This is a genomic window from Weissella sp. ESL1156 (assembly GCF_058505625.1).
Map to the genome: position 1 here is coordinate 1,611,915 of NZ_CP196372.1, position 17,639 is coordinate 1,629,553.

Genomic DNA, 17,639 nt, shown 5'->3' on the forward strand with positions numbered 1-17,639 from the left:
AAATGAAAATTTATGAAATTGATGCTGTAATAGTGACATATAATCCAGAGAAAAAAATGTTGCTTGAAAATATTAGTGCGGTTCAGAATCAAGTCCACAGAGTTATTATTGTAGACAATGGATCTGATAACTTTAAAATGTGGGGAAATGTGGTTAGCGAACTACATGTTGTAATTAAGCATTTGGATAAGAATATGGGAATCGCGTATGCTCAAAATCTCGGAATAAATTATGCTAAACGTGGAAACGCCAGTTGGGTACTAACTTTAGACCAAGATACGGTATTACCGAAAAATTATGTAGAAGAGTTATTAAAAACTGGATTATCTGATGATATTGGTATTTTATCTGGAAGATTTATCGACAGATCTTTTAAGGGAGAAGAAATTTTTATTGAAAATGTCGAAAAAGTTAAAGATATTATTTCTTCTGGTAATTTGGTCAATATTCAAGCGTGGCAAAATGTTGGTGGCTTTGATAGTCAATTATTTATTGATTATGTTGACTTTGACTTTAATTACAAATTACAAAGAGCAGGGTACAATATTTATAGGGTTAACAATGTTACATACAATCATGAAATTGGAGAAGGTGTTAGTGAATCAAAATATAAAACATTTGTTGGTTTAAAAAATAAATATGTTTTTGATCATTCGTATATCAGACTATACTATATTAATCGAAACAGGATTATAGTACGTTCTAGGTATCCTGAATTTGGTAGTCCTTATAAAATGGTTATAAGAGAACTGATAAACCTGAGGGAAATATTTTTATTTAAGCCATCAAGATTAAAAAAATTTATTTATTCAATTAAAGGGATAAACGAAGGAATCTGTTACCTATTAACTGGGAGATTTAATCATGGGATCAAATAAAAAATCTCGAGTTTCTTCAAGTAAAAAAAATGTTTTTTTAGGAGTGAGCTTTCAATTATTAACACTAATAATGACCTTTGTAGGAAGGTACTTTTTTATACATAAATTAGGGGCGACTTACTTAGGGCTAGATGGCCTTTTTAAAAATATTTTAAATATGCTTTCATTCACGGAATTAGGAATCGGCGTTGCCATAACTTCATCTTTATATAAGCCACTAGCAGAAAATAATTACATACTTGTTAAATCGTTACTAAATCTTTTAAAAAAGATTTATCGAATAATAGTCATTATTATTATTCTTGCAGGAAGTATATTAACAATCTTGTTACCATTATTTATTAAAGGAAATATGCCTGATGGTGCAAGATTTGCATTTATTGTATATTTTATGAATTCAGCAGCTAGCTATTTTTTGGTTGCAAATCGCTCACTGTTGATTGCTGACCAAAATGGATATATAAATGCATGTAATCAATTTATTTTTAGTATGTGTGCTCAAGTATTACAGATTTTCTCATTGTTCATTTTTAATAACTATATAATATATTTATTTATATTATTAGTATCAACAATTTTATCTAATGTTTCTTTAGGTAGAAAAGTTAAAGTAAAATATCCAATGTTGAATAATATTGAAATAAAGGCAGTACCAAGAATCATAAAAAAGCAGTTACTTCAAAATGTCGTTGGTATGGTATCTTCTAAATTAGGTGGAATAGTATTAAATAGTACAGATAATTTGGTGTTGTCCTATTTTGTTGGACTAAGTGTTGTAGGTATTTATTCTAATTACCTAATAGTTGTAAATGGTATAACTACACTTTTGAATACAGGTATTTCCGCTTTGACAGCATCTATTGGTAACTTGGGAACAGAAAATGACCCTTTGAAAGAAGAAAGAACTTTCTATCAATTATTTTTAGGAAATGCATTGTTACTAGAAATAATCAGCTTTGGAATGATTATTTTATTTCCAGACTTTATTGCAATTTGGGTGGGAAATAAGTTTAAACTAAATGTCATTACAACTGCAGGTATCGTTTTGCTATTTTTTTTGAATCAAATAAGACAAATATCTATTTCTTTTCAAATTGCGCATTCCTTATTTTGGGAACAGCGTTATAAATCAGTGTTTGAAGCACTCTCTAATTTAGTTATTTCTATTATGCTAGTTAACCATTTTCATCTTGGTGTTTTAGGAGTTGTTTTAGGAACAATATGTAGTAACGTGTTGATAAATTCTTGGTGGGAACCATTAATTGTCTTTAAACTAGGGTTGAAAACTAGGTTGAAACATTATTTTATATTATTTGGAATTTCATCTATAGTTGAGTGTGTTTTATTATTAACCGGAATATATGTTAATATGGAAATTACATCTATTTATGCAAAATTTTTAATATTAATAATATGCACATTAGTTTTGATATTTGGAACATATATTGTAAGTAATAACTTTAAAATTTTGATAAAAAAAATATTATCATAAAAAAGGTTGAACGTCACATACTAAAAGCAAACACTAAATGGTTGAGTGAATTGAACACCAAAAATTTTAGAAAAGTTTTCTCGACCAGTTTATTTTATAAGATTCATAAAAATTAAAAAGACGTAACAGACTACTTATTTAGGCTGTTTTCATTGCTATTAATCATATCATGAGTATTGAATTTATTTTTTTGTACATCAATAATGAAGTTACGTAATGCAGTCCAATAGGTTCGCAACCCAAATATACTGACTTTACAACCGGTTTGAAGGATACCATTAAATGGTATGAAGATCATCAATCATGGTGGAAATCTGAAAAGGCAGCTGTTGAGGCTGAGTATGCACAGAATAATCAATAATATTGAAGGTGCATAAACTACTTTTGGAGGAATTATGAAGTACTTAATTACAGGTGCTAATGGGCAACTTGGTCAAGAATTGCAAAAATTGTTGTTGGAACGTCAATTGGATTTTGTAGCCTTTAATTCACACCAATTGGATATTCTCAACCGAGAGTATGTGATGTCAGTATTTGAACACGAGAAACCAGATATTGTGCTACATGCAGCTGCTTATACAAAAGTTGTTTTAGCCGAAGATGAAGGGCGTTTTCAAAATTGGCAAGTAAATGTTGAGGGTAAAAAAATATTGCTGATGCAGTAAAAAAATATAATGTGAAATTGGTTGCTATATCAACAGACTACGTTTTTGATGGCATGAATTTGGGAGAATACAAAGAGAATGATCCAGTTAATCCTAAAAATGCTTATGGACGTGCAAAGTTAGCTGGTGAATTAGCTGTTAGTGAAAGTGGAGCTGATGCCTACATTGTTAGAACGAGTTGGGTATTTGGTGAATTTGGCAATAATTTTGTGTATACAATGCAACGACTTGCTCAAAATCATTCTAAATTAACAGTGGTTAACGATCAAATGGGACGCCCTACTTGGACAAGAACCTTAGCAGAATTTATGTTGTATCTGATTAAAACAAGATCTGAATATGGTATTTATCATTTATCTAATGATGATACAGCTACTTGGTATGAATTTGCGCAGGAAATTTTAAAAACAACATCAGTAAAAGTTATGCCAGTAACCAGTACGGAGTTTCCACAAAAAGCCTATAGAACTAAACATGCTGTAATGAGTTTGGAAAAGGCTAAATCAACAGGTTTTGAAATTCCTACTTGGCAGGATGCTTTGAAAAAATTTTTATCATCGATGGTTTGATGTATATGGTGAGTGTATGTCCTATTTTTCAAAACAAAATGGACATTACAATGCATTATAAAGTTAACATCGGGAAAATTTTATCTTATTTGTTAGTCAACTGAATTTATGATAAAACCACTTAAGGACATCAATAAATACCTTGTTTTCTTTTTTAGATAACAACATTTTATGGGTGTCTTTTTATTTTTGTCTTAATTCCAATATGTTGGAAGTTAGTAGTATTAGACGATTGATTTCTTCATAAATATAGTAGTCTTTTGTTATACTATTTATTAGTAATAAATTTTCAAATGAATTCGAGTGCTGCAACTTAATTGGAATAGACAGAAAGTTCATCAAAAATGAAATTAGCAAAAAGATTTTTTCAAACCATTTTGACAGTTATTATTTTATGTAGTGTTGGTTACATTTGTTATCAGCAAAATTGGTTTGATATTCATAATAAAACAATTCAAACAATTCGAACGCATAAAGTGACAGTTGATCGTCATCAGAAAATTCGATTGCAAGAGCGGAATAAAATTAGACAACGATTAATGCGTGAAACGCAACCTGGTTTGAAAAAACAGGGCTTTGTCAGCATACCAACTGTGGGTATTCTTGAACCGATTTTCAATGATGCCTATTCAGAAAAGGGACTCCAAGCAGGTGCAGATTATGCAAATCGTAATAATGTTGATCCGACGGGGAAGCAAGTGCCTGTAATGGGACAAGGTAACTATGGCTTAGCGAGCCACAATTTTGATGATGGATTAACTGGCTTTAGTGGGTTACAGCAGAATTATAAAAATGATGCGCCATACTTGGTAGATGGGCAACGACAAACAAACAATTGGTTGAATCATAAAGCGGTTTATTTGGCTAATAATGACGGTATTTATGAATATCGTATTAAGCAACAGCGACTAGTTAAGGCTGATGATGTCAATGTCCTTGATCCCACACAACAGGCACAAGTGACAATTATTACGTGTCTATTTCCAAGTACCTCATATCGAATTATTACGACTGGTTACTTGAAAAAAGATTACACGTGGTCAAAGGCGCCCAGTCGAATTGTGTCTTATTTTGATTTAACGAAACAAAAAACTAATGCACATGTTGATTGGTATAATCCAGGTATCGAAGAAGGCGTTAATGGTGATGCGGGTGGCACAAAAACTGTGAAATAGTGAAATAAAGAGGTCGTTAGAGACAGGAATTCGTTTGAAGCAATGATAAGCTTCAGACGAATTTTTATTTTTTATTTTTTGCAAGTAAGCACTTGCTTTATTATTTTATTCTGTTATTATTATCAGTGGAAATAAAAGAAAGAGGAGTATGAAGACATGCGAATCAAAGAATTTTTAAGCAGTAAAGGTCCAAAATTGGCTACACTGGTTACCTTATTATTCGGTATTTTAATTTTTACAATTTATTTTACAGGTTATCATGCTGTCCCCAATCATATTGATCGATTACCAGTCACGCTGGTCAATCAAGATCCTAAGAGTAAACATTTGGCAACGCAATTAAAGCAGAAATTACCATTTCATGATGTGAAACAGACTAGCAATTTAAACACAGCAAAAAAAGAACTCGATAATCGTAAGAGTTATTTCGTCATTGCAATTCCAAAGAATTTTTCAGCGGATGTAAAAGCAAATCATAAAACGAATTTAGAGATGTACACGAATGATGCTAATCCTAGTTTAGTGAACTCATCTGTTAAATTGGCTGCTCAAAAAATAGGCCAGACAGTTACACAAAATATCACGATGCAAAAAGCAACTTTCGCTTTTGCTAAACCACAACTCGGTGAGCTGCAACAAGACGTGCAAAAGAAAAAAGCAGCATCAGCAGACAAGCTAAAACAAGCACAACAAAAAATTGCGAGTGCGCCAGCAGCACAACAACAAACGTTAACTGATCAATTAAATCAACAAATAACTGATCAAAAAAAGCAAGCAACACAACAAGCTAATCAACAAAAACAAACAATTATTGCCTCTGCCAAAAAGCAAGCAACCAATCTATCAAACAGCGTTCAAGTGAAATTACACCGTGAAAATGTGCTTCACGAAGGATTGAATTATGCTATGGCACCATTCTTCTTTGCATTAGCATTGTATCTAGGAACGATGATTGCGTCATTAGTTCTCTATGGCACATATGCTAAGTTTGCAGCTCAGATAGGCCGATTTCATGCATTTGCTGATTTAGAAATCACGTTTGTTATCGTTTCAGCAATTAGTAGTTTGGTTAATTCATTGATTTTAATGAGTTATATTGGGTTTGATGGTACGAAGTTCTTACCAATGTTTGTTAGCCATTGGTTGTATATTTGGACAGCGTTTAATATCACAGCAATGATGTACTTATTGCTTGGACAAATGGGTGCAACAGTGAATATTTTTGTTACCATGATTCAAATTGTCGCCAGTGGTGGTTTGTTCCCGGCAATTTTAATGAACGGTTTCTTTAAACTCATGCATGCTATTTTGCCAATGTCTTACATTGTTGGTGCTGATTTTGACACTTTCTACACAAACAACAGCATCACAAACAACATGTTCATGTTAATATTAATATTATTGGGCGCAATAATAATTAATTTAATTATTGTCACATTGAGAAAAAAGCAGACGATGATTGATTTTCATGATCTGAGTTAAAGGAGTTACAACAAGTTATGACAAGTGATGTTGATCAAAAAATATTGACAGCTTTTGCGAAGTTGGTAAATCAATTTGGGTACAGGGGTTCAACAACGCGTAAAATTGCTGCAACAGCTGGTATTAATGAGAGCACACTGTTTCGACATTTTTCTGATAAACAGAGTATTCTCAGACGATTGATCGATGACTATTCAAAAGAAGTTTCTCAGGTTGGAGAAACCTTTCAGTTATCAGGAGATGCGAAACATGATTTGACTCGTGCAGTCAGCATTTATCAATATTTTATTGAAAATCATCAACCTGTCTTTCAATTAGTATTAAGAGAAAATTATGAATTTCCAGAGTTGTCAGATATATTAAATCAGTTATTTATACTGCAAAGTAATTTAATGACAACGTTACTTCAAAAGATGATTGCAGCTAATGAAATTAAAGCTGATATCAACATTGAAATAGAAGTACAAAACTTAATGTTAATGAATTTTGGCCATTCCGTCTTTAAATATGTTTATACAGAAAACCCACAAAAGGTAGATAATCAAAAATATTTGAATGATAATATTCGGGTGTTTATTGAGCATTTATTGAGTTGATGTGGCATTAGGATAAATAATATCAATAAAACGAGTGGTAATCGCCATGCTTAATAGCGATTACCACTCGTTTTTTGTCTAAAATTTTATTGTTGAAAACTGTCTCGGTAAATCAAAGAAGGTGTGATGAAAGTAACGGCTTGCATATCACGATTAAAAGTAATCATTTCATCGAGCCTATCAAAACTTGCTGTAACCAGTTGATCAATATCGATATGAAAAGTTGTCAGGGCAGGTTGTGTATATGCAGCACTTGCACTGTCGTTGATACTGATGATTGCAAGATGCTGTGCCAACCTTGTATCAATACTATTGAGAGCATTTAATACGCCAATTGCTAGACTGTTATATTGGCTAAACTAATTTTTTATTTTTAGTATATTTTTCCGTCATGAAAAATATTGTTTTATAAATAAAAACAAAGTAATATTTGATTATATTTATTTGACGGAAGGTATTTGAATGAAAGTCAAGAAACGACGGACCCCAGTAATCAATGATAAAAGTAAGCAATTAATTGCTGAATTACAACCTTTTGCAAGATTAATTAAAAAAAGTTATATCGTTGATAGTATTTTATCTCGGCAACAATTAAATGTACTGACACAAGCCAGTAAAAGAATATTACAACCAGTGCAATCATTGCTTGATAACAAGTTAATTCAGCAGCCACTGCAATTGACCACATTGACTTATCAAAATGATTTACGACATAGGCAGTTACAAGTTGTTTTTTCAGATGGACAACAGTATGATGTGCATCGATTTCTACAGGAGCTAAACAGATTACTATCACAAGCGATAACAGAAGAAGAATTTTATCACAGATTAATTAAAGTATCGAGTCAACCAATGAGCGTGAAGCAATCACTTGAAACACGTGATAAAAATCAACGAGCTAATCAAGTACTGAAGCAACGTATTCGCCAGTTAACGATTGCAAAAAGCCAGCTAGCAAAGCAGCATGACCAAGCGTTAGCAGGTATGACTGCAGCCAGAGAGACACTACACATTAAGGATATGCAATATCAGCAATTGCAAGAACAATATCGACAATTAGAAAAGAAAAATGACGATTATCAATTTAAATTAAATAAACAGACACAAACAATTAGTGATATTCGTGAGCAGATCAGAATCCAGCAAACACAAAATAAACACAAGCAATTAACTCATAAAATAAATGAACGGATTTGGCTAAAACACGTTTGTCCAAAAGTTGATGATCGCCAATTCAAAGAAAAAATAAAAAAATTACAAGACGAATTAGGGGAGGTTCAGCAACAATTACGACAAGTACAATCACCGGTGATATTGCAACCAACGCTCAGTCGTTCAGAACAACTCCGACACTTGACAAGTGACCTACATTTAGATTGTATTGATGAATATCATCCTCTGTTACGTTTGGTACAAAAGTATAATGAATTGATCGCTGAAGATTTGGTTTTATGGCATCAAATCCAAGGATATTTTGAACAGGACGGTGATCAATGGTTATTTATTGATCGTCGAGGTCAACAATATAACATGACTCATGTTTCATTAAATGGGCTGGCGTTATCTGAGATTACCTTGGATTACTATTATTCAGCTAGACAGCGGATCGATACAGGTCATATTATGTTGATTCGACAATTAAATGAACCAATTGTCCAGGTGAAAACAACGATTTCTAAAAACAAGTGTGTCGCAACAAATGTACAGTCAGACAAACAAGTATTAATTATTTCTTGGTGGGGTGAAACAGTAAAAAATGCTGCCAAAAAATTAAAACAGTTTGGTGTAACAGTCATTTGGTTAGATCCATCTGATCTGAACAATGATAAAATCATCCATGAAATGCAGAAATCACAATATGATTTTCAATTAGTTGTTATGCGTGGTGCGCATCATGAGATAGTTACTGCTGCACATCGGTTACGTCGATTGGGTTATTTAATAAAGGTTGCCAATAATCCAGGGGCAAGTGCTATGGTGCAATATGTCAGCGAAGCGTTAGCATTAAATACTAAAAAATAAGTTATGAAATGATTTTGATTACTAAAAAAACGACTTGCACAAAAATAAAAAAATCAGTATGATAGATACCGTATTAAAAAGTAAATAACTCGACATCCTATCGAGAGTCAGGGAGGGACTAGACCTTATGATCTGACACCAACTACCATTTATTGGTGATGTGGTAATTTCTAGTAGATAGGCGCATATCGATTAAACCCCGACATGCCGCCTATGTGTGGTAGTCGGGGTTATTTATTTTGAATTTTAGATGAAATTTAAAGGAGATATTGATAATTATGTCAGAAAAGCGTTTATTTACGTCAGAGTCAGTTTCAGAAGGACATCCTGATAAAGTATCTGATCAAATTTCAGATGCCATTTTGGATGCGGTCTTAAAGGAAGATCCTCAGGCGCGAACAGCGGTAGAAACATCAGTGACAACCGGATACGTTAATGTGTTTGGTGAGATGTCAACAACAGCCTATGTCAACATTAATGATATTGTACGTCAGACATTAAAGCGAATTGGTTATGATGATCCTGATGCTGGGTTCTTGGCAGATGACATTCATGTTGGTGTGACTTTGGATGAACAGTCACCTGATATTGCACAAGGTGTTGATTCAGCAATCGAACAACGTGAAGACGGTGGTGTTGATCCACTTGATCAAATTGGTGCAGGGGATCAAGGTTTGATGTTCGGTTTTGCAACAAACGAGACAGATGAATATCTACCTTTGTCAGTTGTTCTGTCACACAAATTAGTTAAAAAGCAAGCTGACGTGCGTCGTGCAGGTATTTTAGATTACCTATTACCTGATGCAAAAGCACAAGTTACAGTAGAATTGGATGAAAATGATAAGCCAATTCGTATTGATACAGTTGTCTTATCAACACAACACCGTGCATCTGTCACATTGGAACAATTACGCAAAGATGTTCGGGAGTACATTATTAAGCCAATTTTGCCAGCCGAAATGGTCGATGAGAATACGCGTTACTTGATCAACCCAACAGGTCGTTTCGTTATCGGTGGTCCAAAAGGGGATGCTGGTATGACCGGACGAAAGGTCATTGTTGATACGTATGGTGGTTATGCTCGCCATGGTGGTGGTGCCTTTTCTGGAAAGGACGCTACGAAGGTCGATCGTAGTGCGGCTTATGCAACTCGCCACATTGCCAAGAATATTGTGGCAGCTGGTTTGGCTGAAAAGGTTGAAATACAAGTTGCGTATGCTATTGGTGTGGCAGCCCCAGTCTCAGTAAATGTGAATACGTTTGGTACAGGTAAGGTATCTGATGACGACTTGGTCGCAGCTATTCGTGATTTGTTTGAATTACGTCCAGCCGGCATTATTGAAGATTTGGATTTGCGTAAGCCACGTTATGAGGCAACGGCTGCTTATGGTCACTTTGGTCGTCCAGAACTGGACTTACCTTGGGAGCGTTTGGACAAGGTTGATGAATTGAAAGCATATTTTAATAAGTAAGCAATGGATATTGTTAAGAATGAGATGATCGTTTTCATCTCATTCTTTTTATTTTTGGCGGTTAGATAAGTCGTATGATCATTGATTTTCTGAAATGATGAATCACACCAAAATAGACTGATTTACTTTATATAAGTACTTGACATGAATACACTGTTCCGATACAATCAAGAGCAGTGGAAAGAAAACGTTTACAGCGCGTTTATTTTATAGGAGATATGTTAGATGTCAGATAAGAAGATCTCAGCTGGGTTAGCAGCTTTGAAGGTTATGGAAGGATGGGGCGTTACCACAATGTATGGTGTCCCTTCTGGAACGTTGAGCGGTATGATGGATTCCATGGGTAATCCTGAGAACAACATCAAATTCTTGCAAGTAAAGCATGAAGAAGTTGGTGCAATGGCTGCCGTTATGCAATGGAAGTTCGGCGGTAAGTTAGGCGTTACTGTCGGTTCTGGTGGTCCTGGTGCAACTCACTTGATTAATGGTTTGTACGATGCTGCAATGGATAACGTACCAGTTTTGGCAATTTTAGGATCAAAGCCAGTTCGTGAATTGAACATGGACTCATTCCAAGAATTAAACCAAAATCCAATGTACGAAAACATTGCCGTATATAACCGCCGTGTCGCAACTGCTGAGCAATTACCTCACTTGGTTGATGATGCCATTCGTACAGCGATTGCTAAGCGTGGTGTTGCCGTTCTTGAAGTACCTGCAGACTTTGGTTTTGCAGAAATTAATGAAAACTCAATTTACTCAACACCATTGTATTCTTCAGGTTTAAAGTACAAAGAATACAAGTCAGCACCTGTTGATGAATCAGATATCGATGAAGCTGTTTCGTTGCTAAACCAAGCAAAGCGTCCAGTTATCTATGCTGGTGTTGGTACCATTGGTCATGGACCTGCTGTACAAGAATTGGCACGTAAGATCAAGGCACCAATTATTACAACTGGTAAGAACTTTGAGACTTTTGACTGGGATTTTGAAGCATTGACTGGATCAACATTCCGTGTTGGTTGGAAACCAGCTAATGAAGCTGTTCTTGAGGCAGATACGGTTTTGTTCGTCGGAACAAACTTCCCATTCTCAGAAGTTGAGGGAACTTTCCGTAACGTTGACAAGTTCATCCAAATCGATAACAATCCTGCAATGCTAGGAAAGCGTCACCAAACCGATGTTGCAATTCTAGGTGATGCTGGTGAAGCAATCGATGAAATCTTGGCTAAGGTTTCTCCTGTTTCAGAGTCATCATGGTGGAATGCAAACATTAAGAACGTTCAAAACTGGCGTGACTACATGAACAAACTTGAGCAAAAGACTGAAGGTGATCTTCAAGCTTACCAAGTTTACAATGCTATTAACAAGTATGCTGCAGAAGATGCTATCTTCTCAACTGATGTTGGTAACGTCACACAAATGTCAATTCGTCATTTGCACATGACACCTAAGAATATGTGGCGTACGTCACCATTATTTGCAACAATGGGAATTGGTTTGCCAGGTGGTATCGGTGCCAAAAACACATACCCAGATCGTCAAGTTTGGAATTTGATGGGTGATGGTGCTTTCTCAATGACTTACCCTGATGTTGTTACTAACGTTCGTTACAACTTGCCAGTTATCAATGTTGTCTTTACAAACACGGAATATGGTTTCATCAAGAATAAGTATGAGGATACAAATACTTATAACTTTGGTGTTGACTTTACTGATGTTGACTACGCTAAGATTGCCGAAGCACAAGGTGCTGTTGGTTTGACTGTTAGCCGTATTGAAGACATTGATCGTGTGATGAAGGAAGCTGTTGACTACTATAACCAAGGTCGTGTGGTTGTGGTTGATGCAAAAATCACTAAGGATCGTCCAATTCCAGTTGAAACATTGAAGCTTGATACTAATTTGTACAGTGAAGATGTTGTTAATGACTACAAGGAAAAGTACGAAGCACAAGAGTTGGTACCATTCCGTGAGTTCCTTGAAGCTGAAGGTTTGACTTCAAAGTACATTAAGGAAGAAAACAGTAACAAATTTAGTTTTTAATTTTAAAAAGAGTGAATCCAAAAGTTTAAAAGAAATTTTTGACCTTTTGTGATACATTTAAGACCATCAATTTACCACAGTTAAGTGGTTAAAATTGATGGTCTTTTTAATTTAACGATTAATAATCATGATGTCGAACAAAAAAATTTGCTGATCGTCTATCAGAAATGAATTTTTTAATACAAAAAGTACTTAAATATCTATATTTTTGTATAATTTAAGTATTTATAATGCTGTTTTTATTGATCATCTCAATGCAATTATTACTTATTTTATTTGATAAATAAAAGGTTGATAGTAATATTGTCTTTTTATTGACTATAATCAAACATTGACAAAAGAAACATAATTTATATCTGAATTTTTCATATAAAATTCATAAATTGGAGCATTGAGATGAGTAAAAAAGTACAAGTTATGGCGTTATTATCATCACTATTAGTGGGTACAGTGATCGAACCAGCAACCGTTGATTTAGTGTTTTCTGATAGTATGACTAGTGGTAGCAACCAGAATAGCACACAAACACAAGATCAAGATACAAACGATAATTTAACGACTGGTGTGTGGGGAACTGCTACTTGGACGTTTAATAAAAGTACGGGTGAATTAAGCGTTAATGGCGGTGGGCAACTTAGCAATCCAGATACTGATTTAGCATCAATTAAAAGTCAAGTAAGCAAGATTGTTTTCCTTGGTCCAGTAACTGCGCCACAGGACAGTACAGGACTGCTTTCGTTTGGCAATAATTTAAAACAAATTCAAGGATTGCACAATCTTGATACATCACATGTTAATAGTATGCAAAATATGTTTCTATTTGATAGTAGTTTAACTTATCTGGATTTGAGTTCTTGGCATACAGATAATGTCACAAATATGAATGGCATGTTTGCTTATACGAGTGCGTTAGTAACTTCAGATTTGAGTAAATTAAATACTGCAAGTGTAGTGAGTATGAAAGATATGTTTAGTAATTCTGGTATTCGGCAGGTTGACTTATCGTCATTTGATACAAGTCAAGTGACAACTATGGGGAATATGTTTATTGACACACCAAACTTAATTATGCTTGATTTGACGAGTTTTAATACACAAAATGTGACTGATTTTGGTGGCATGCTCTATCGGACATCAGTCGCAAAATTAAAGTTGGGACCAAGTGCAAAATTAGTCGATCCTTGGTTAGTTAATCCACAAGCAGGCGTTGTAAACCCAATTACAGGGAATGAAACAAATGGTCAATGGCAAGAAGATAATACTGGAAAGGTGCTAGTTGATTTAGCACATCCTCAAGTGAATAAAACATACATCTGGGGAGATATCGATTCGTCAAATGGTCACAGTGGGGCAACAAGTTCAAGCACAGCAGATAGTAGTGATTCAACGAGTTCAAGTACCACAGATAGTAGCAGTGCATCAACGAGTTCAAGTGCCACAGATAGCAGTAGTGCATCAACGAGTTCAAGTGCCGTAGATAGCAGTAGTGCATCAACGAGTTCAAGTGCCGTAGATAGCAGTAGTGCATCAACGAGTTCAAGTGCTGTAGATAGTAGCAGTGCATTAACGAGCTCAAGTGCCATAGATAGCAGTAGTGCATCAATGAGTTCAAGTGCTGTAGATAGTAGCAGTGCATCAACGAGCTCAAGTGCCGTAGATAGCAGTAGTGCATCAACGAGTTCAAGTGCTGTAGATAGTAGTAGTGATTCAACGAGTTCAAGTGCTGTAGATAGTAGCAGTGCATCAACGAGTTCAAGTGCTGTAGATAGTAGCAGTGCATCAACGAGTTCAAGTGCTGTAGATAGTAGCAGTGCATCAACGAGTTCAAGTGCCGTAGATAGCAGTAGTGATTCAACGAGCTCAAGTGCCGTAGATAGTAGCAGTGCATCAGCAAGTTCAAGCACAGCGAATAGTAGCGGTACATCAACAGGTGCAAGTCATCACTCAAGTATGAATAGTTCATCAGCTAATTCAGTTACTGTTCCAAATAATGATTTTGTATCATCACATGATCATACAAACGCTACAATCGGGTCAGCAACTGTCGCTAGCCAACCACTTGTTGATTCTACAATGAGTAATCAACAGGGATTGCAACAACAAATGGCTTCCAATAAATCAAAATTACCACAAACGAATGTGATGGATAAAAGGGATAATATTATCCTTACTAGTGTTGTTATCGGCATAGTAGCTTTCATTGGTCTATTGAGTACACGACGTAAGCGACAGCGTTAATTATCTTAAATAATAATGAACCACTTAATCATTTTTTGATATGATTAGGTGGTTCTTTTTTGATTTTAGAAAGTCAACATCGAATGACTGATTACGAGAAAATTTTTGTATATACGACGTTCAAGAATTTGTGTTAGTACATTGTTATTGTTAGTCAAGGGTATTTGAATAACCACGATTAAGTATCATAAGCATCTTATTTCTAAGATATTGAATTTTTTCATATATAATGACTATAAGGTTAGATTATTAAAAAGGGTGGGGGTAAGCATATGGATAGCCAAAGGGGGCATCGGCAATTAAAAAAATCAGTGAAATTTTTCTTGATTTTAATACTTGCTTTTATAGGTATTATTTTTATTATGCAGCAACATCATCATACACAACAGCAATTACTAGCGGACAAATTATCTGTCACAAAACGCAATTTAAAGAAAGAACGGCATCAAGTGGATGCTTTACAAGAAGCTATGAAAAATCCGATGAAAAGTTATGAGTTTAAAACACGAAAACAATTGGCATCAAAAGGACTAAATAATAACTTAATTCTGCAAACAGATGAAAGATGGGCAAACAAACCTTATGGCTGGGGCATCTATACGACAGTTGATAAGAATGCCTGTGCGATTGCTTCGTTATCAATGATAAATGCATATTGGAAACACACACCATTAACAGTTGATAATGTGTTGCAATGGGCGAAAAATGATTACTTTACAGATGCAGGTACATCATGGACAATTTTTCCAGCATTTGCGAAAAAATATGGCTATCACTATAAGGACTTGGGCACGGATATTAGTCATGCGACAATGTATTTGAAACAAGGCATACCAGTTGTTATTTCTGTCAAGCCGGGAAAGTTCACGACAGTTGGGCATATTATGGTACTCTCTCATTCTGATGGGGAAAATATTCGTTTGCTAGATCCTAACGATGATGCAAAGAAAAAACATTCATTGACAAGTTTTTCGAATAGTGAAATACAACAAAATTTAACACACATTTGGGTGTTTACGAATAAATAAAAATAGAAAACCAGGAGATTATTGTCATAAATTAGACGATAATTTCCTGGTTCTTTAATGAAATTTTGCCAGTTATGCTTTATTTTCACTGCCAAAGACATCAATCCGTTCTGCTAAGCTACTTTCAATCGCCTTGACACCAGGCACCAATAACTTTCGCGGATCATAGTTTTTACCTTTTAAGTCATGATCAGCTAAGATAAAGTCACGTAATGCTTGGTGGAAAGCAAGCTGGGCTTCAGTATTAACATTCACCTTAGAAACGCCCATTGAAATGGCAGTACGAATTTGCTCATCGGGGACTCCAGAACCACCATGTAGAACGACTGGTACTTTCTCGTCGGCAATAGCATTGATTGCAGTTGTTAATTTTTGTAGGTGATCAAGATGTAGTCCTTGCCAATTTTTTGGATAAGGACCATGGATATTACCAATACCAGCAGCTAAGAAATCAATGCCAGTTTTGACCATTGCAACGGCATCATCAATCGGCGCAATTTCACCATTAGCAATAACACCATCTTCTTCACCACCAATACTACCTACTTCAGCTTCGACCGAGATACCTTTAGAGTGGGCAAGAGTAACGATTTCACGTGTCTTGGCTAGGTTTTCCGCTAGTGGCAGGTGAGAACCATCAAACATGACTGAGGTAAAACCGGCTGCAATCGCAGACTTAGCCGCCTCAAAGTCACCATGGTCAAGGTGAATCACAACTGGAACGGTGATATTTAATTCATGATCTAGGTTGCGAATTAAATCAGCGACTGTTTTGAAACCACCCATATACTTGATAGCGCCCATTGAAGCAGCAACCATAGTTGGTGCTTTTTTTGCTTGGGCAGTTCTTAAAATGGCTTCAGTCCACTCTAAATTATTGGTATTAAATGCACCAACAGCATAGCCGTCAAGACGTGCTTTGTTAACAACTTCTTTTCCTGAAACAATGGTCATTTTTATTCCCAACTTTCTTTTTTTAATGTTGTCGTTGCTTGGCGCAGTATGTAATGATGCTGTGCGTTTGCAACGTTTAAATCTTGCTTTAAAGAACTAGTGTCAATTTGTGATAATGCTATCAAAAATGTGACAAGTTCTTTGGTCCATACGAGACGATCATCATAACCGTATTGTAACCAAAAACTATTCATTTGGTCGTCATCCCAATCACTAGCACCGTGATAAGGACGGTCATCCAACAACAAACTATTTGGCATTTTAACTAAATTCTTCTGATGCGTTAGGACGACTTTTTTATAGAATGGACTATTAGGCCCATTGCCAAAGTAGTCAGTCAGCCACTTAATCTTATCTTGCCATGAAGTGGGATTTTCCCAAGGCGCTGTGGACAGAATGTATAAGTCATAGTAATTTGCTAATTGGTTAACACCATCAATAGCACCTGGTAAGGGATCAAGATGGCGAAAAATGCCAGGAATTTGATCTGGCTTTTTAACATGGTATTTTTGGATATTTTTATTTTCAGCATTTAATACAGGCAATGTATTGACAAGTGTATTGTCCATATCAATAAATAATTTTTTAATAATATAGTTCCCCCTTTTCTGCGTCATATTTCAGAACTTGACGCAAAATGAGTATACAGCGAAATGAAATAGCTGACAAGGGAAAATCTTTAAATGGTATATAAATCTGGTTGGCGGTGACAAAAAATAAAATAGAATAACTTAACTTTTGATAATTACCCATATTAAAGCTTTTGTTGCCGTATTAACGATGGAAACGTTTGTGCATATAATTATTTTACAGACTGAAAAGTAAAATGAATTTATAATTGGTATAGTGTATTTTATTTTTGCTGAATTATTAAAAATTTAAATGCTACATGATAAAAAAACGGCTTTTTGATGAAGTGATATGAGCATATGAAATGATTGTTATCGCATAATAATTGAAAAAATAATCAGTATCATGCAAGTTACTATCGGTGTCAGAGCAGTCAAAGATGAGATAAAAAA

12 protein-coding genes, 2 pseudogenes and 1 riboswitch are annotated in these 17,639 nt (G+C 35.0%); of the genes and pseudogenes, 11 read left to right on the forward strand and 3 right to left on the reverse strand.

From position 1 onward, the window contains the following. The first annotated feature begins 2 nt into the window (after positions 1-2). The 6 genes and pseudogenes from ACSKY2_RS08270 (at position 3) to ACSKY2_RS08295 (ending at position 6,857) form a co-directional block, all read left to right on the forward strand. A complete protein-coding gene (locus tag ACSKY2_RS08270) occupies positions 3-878 on the forward strand; it encodes a glycosyltransferase family 2 protein (RefSeq protein ID WP_489877418.1) in 876 nt (291 codons plus the stop codon). Then, positions 865-2,370, forward strand: coding sequence for an MATE family efflux transporter (locus tag ACSKY2_RS08275; protein WP_489877419.1), 1,506 nt, complete (start codon positions 865-867; stop codon positions 2,368-2,370). The genes ACSKY2_RS08270 and ACSKY2_RS08275 overlap by 14 nt, the downstream gene beginning before the upstream one ends. 395 nt (positions 2,371-2,765) lie before the next feature. Beyond that, positions 2,766-3,604 (forward strand): annotated as a pseudogene (gene rfbD, locus ACSKY2_RS08280) (dTDP-4-dehydrorhamnose reductase). Positions 3,605-3,948: 344 nt separating this feature from the next. Further along, positions 3,949-4,779 carry a class A sortase gene (locus ACSKY2_RS08285; protein WP_489877420.1) on the forward strand — a complete coding sequence of 277 codons (831 nt, stop codon included), beginning with the start codon at positions 3,949-3,951 and terminating at the stop codon, positions 4,777-4,779. 156 nt (positions 4,780-4,935) lie between these two features. After that, a complete protein-coding gene (locus tag ACSKY2_RS08290) occupies positions 4,936-6,261 on the forward strand; it encodes a YhgE/Pip domain-containing protein (protein WP_489877421.1) in 1,326 nt (441 codons plus the stop codon). A 17-nt stretch (positions 6,262-6,278) separates the two neighbouring features. Beyond that, positions 6,279-6,857, forward strand: a complete 579-nt coding sequence (locus ACSKY2_RS08295; RefSeq protein WP_489877422.1) for a TetR/AcrR family transcriptional regulator — start codon at positions 6,279-6,281, stop codon at positions 6,855-6,857. Between the two features lie 86 nt (positions 6,858-6,943). Here the strand turns inward: ACSKY2_RS08295 and ACSKY2_RS08300 are convergent. Beyond that, a pseudogene (locus ACSKY2_RS08300) lies at positions 6,944-7,198 on the reverse strand (substrate-binding domain-containing protein); the annotation flags it as partial. Positions 7,199-7,319: 121 nt separating this feature from the next. Between ACSKY2_RS08300 and ACSKY2_RS08305 the strand changes: the two are divergent. The 5 genes from ACSKY2_RS08305 (at position 7,320) to ACSKY2_RS08325 (ending at position 15,663) form a co-directional block, all read left to right on the forward strand. Continuing rightward, entirely contained in the window at positions 7,320-8,879 is a 1,560-nt protein-coding gene (locus ACSKY2_RS08305; RefSeq protein WP_489877423.1) for a hypothetical protein, read from the forward strand. Between the two features lie 94 nt (positions 8,880-8,973). Then, positions 8,974-9,063: riboswitch (SAM riboswitch) on the forward strand. A 94-nt stretch (positions 9,064-9,157) separates the two neighbouring features. Next, positions 9,158-10,351, forward strand: a complete 1,194-nt coding sequence (metK, locus tag ACSKY2_RS08310; protein WP_489840276.1) for a methionine adenosyltransferase — start codon at positions 9,158-9,160, stop codon at positions 10,349-10,351. 225 nt (positions 10,352-10,576) lie between these two features. Next, positions 10,577-12,397: a pyruvate oxidase gene (gene spxB, locus ACSKY2_RS08315; protein ID WP_489877424.1), complete on the forward strand. Its 1,821-nt coding sequence runs from the start codon at positions 10,577-10,579 to the stop codon at positions 12,395-12,397. Positions 12,398-12,793: 396 nt separating this feature from the next. Beyond that, positions 12,794-14,635: a BspA family leucine-rich repeat surface protein gene (locus ACSKY2_RS08320; RefSeq protein WP_489877425.1), complete on the forward strand. Its 1,842-nt coding sequence runs from the start codon at positions 12,794-12,796 to the stop codon at positions 14,633-14,635. Between the two features lie 272 nt (positions 14,636-14,907). Then, positions 14,908-15,663: a C39 family peptidase gene (locus ACSKY2_RS08325; RefSeq protein WP_489877426.1), complete on the forward strand. Its 756-nt coding sequence runs from the start codon at positions 14,908-14,910 to the stop codon at positions 15,661-15,663. A gap of 72 nt (positions 15,664-15,735) precedes the next feature. On the opposite strand, the gene ACSKY2_RS08330 is transcribed toward ACSKY2_RS08325, so the two are convergent. Together ACSKY2_RS08330 and ACSKY2_RS08335 are read right to left on the reverse strand one after the other, a co-directional pair. Further along, positions 15,736-16,617, reverse strand: coding sequence for a class II fructose-bisphosphate aldolase (locus tag ACSKY2_RS08330; protein WP_489877427.1), 882 nt, complete (start codon positions 16,615-16,617; stop codon positions 15,736-15,738). A gap of 2 nt (positions 16,618-16,619) precedes the next feature. Then, positions 16,620-17,234 (reverse strand): 5' nucleotidase, NT5C type, encoded by a 615-nt coding sequence (locus ACSKY2_RS08335; protein WP_489877428.1) that lies wholly within the window; start codon positions 17,232-17,234, stop codon positions 16,620-16,622. Positions 17,235-17,639: the final 405 nt, after the last annotated feature.